This is a genomic window from Burkholderia sp. MSMB1459WGS (assembly GCF_001534535.1).
In the GTDB taxonomy this organism is placed as follows: domain Bacteria; phylum Pseudomonadota; class Gammaproteobacteria; order Burkholderiales; family Burkholderiaceae; genus Burkholderia.
Genome location: NZ_LPMU01000031.1, coordinates 1 through 875 on the forward strand (window position 1 = coordinate 1; position 875 = coordinate 875).

An 875-nucleotide genomic window follows, 5' to 3' on the forward strand; every position below is an offset into this window, starting at 1 on the left:
ATGTTGACCGTTGCGCCCGCTTCGGCCGTACCCGACAGCGATGTACCGTCCGTCGCGTTCACCGTCGGCAATGCAGGAGCCGTCGTATCGATCGTGATCGCGAACGATGCGCTCGGTGCGCTGACGTTGCCCGCGGTGTCCGTTGCGGTGACGGTCAAGCTGTGCGCGCCTTCACCCAGCGCCGTGGTCGGCGTGAACGTCCAGTTTCCGGACGGGTCTGCCGTCGTCGTGCCCAGCAACGTCGTGCCGTCATAGACGCTCACCGTGCTACCTGCCTCTGCCGTGCCAGCAAGAGTAGGCGTTGCGTCATCCGTACTGCCGCCTGAAACGATCGCGCCAACAATGGAGCCCACGTCGTCCGTCACGGTGCCGATGATCGGCACCGCAGGCGCCGTCGTGTCGCCCGACACCGTTACCGAGGCAGACGGCCCCGTATTGCCTGCTGCGTCGGTGACCGTCACGCCAATCACCGTGCCAACCGGCAGCGGGGTCGACGGCGTATACGTCCATGCGCCACTCGGGTCCGCCGTCACGGTTGCGTCCGGCGTGCCGTCGCCGTTGGTATCGATGTTGACCGTTGCGCCAGCTTCGGCTGTACCCGACAGCGATGTACCGTCCGTCGCGTTCACCGTCGGCAATGCAGGCGCCGTCGTATCGATCGTCAGGTTAAATGCCGTGCTTGGCGTGCTTACGTTGCCTGCGGCATCGGTTGCAGTGACGGTCAGGCTATGTGCGCCTTCACCCAGCGCCGTCGGCGGCGTGAACGTCCAGTTTCCGGACGGGTCCGCTGTCGTGGTACCCAGCAGCGTCGTACCGTCATAAACGCTCACTGTGCTGCCCGCTTCCGCCGTGCCAGCAAGAGTAGGCGTTGCGTC

Annotated in this window: 1 protein-coding gene; it reads right to left on the minus strand. The window is 65.4% G+C overall.

Going from position 1 to position 875, the window contains the following annotated elements; all coding sequences use genetic code 11:
• Positions 1-875, minus strand: an 875-nt coding sequence (locus WT97_RS12810; RefSeq protein WP_257128489.1) for an Ig-like domain-containing protein, incomplete at both ends; no start/stop codon positions are given.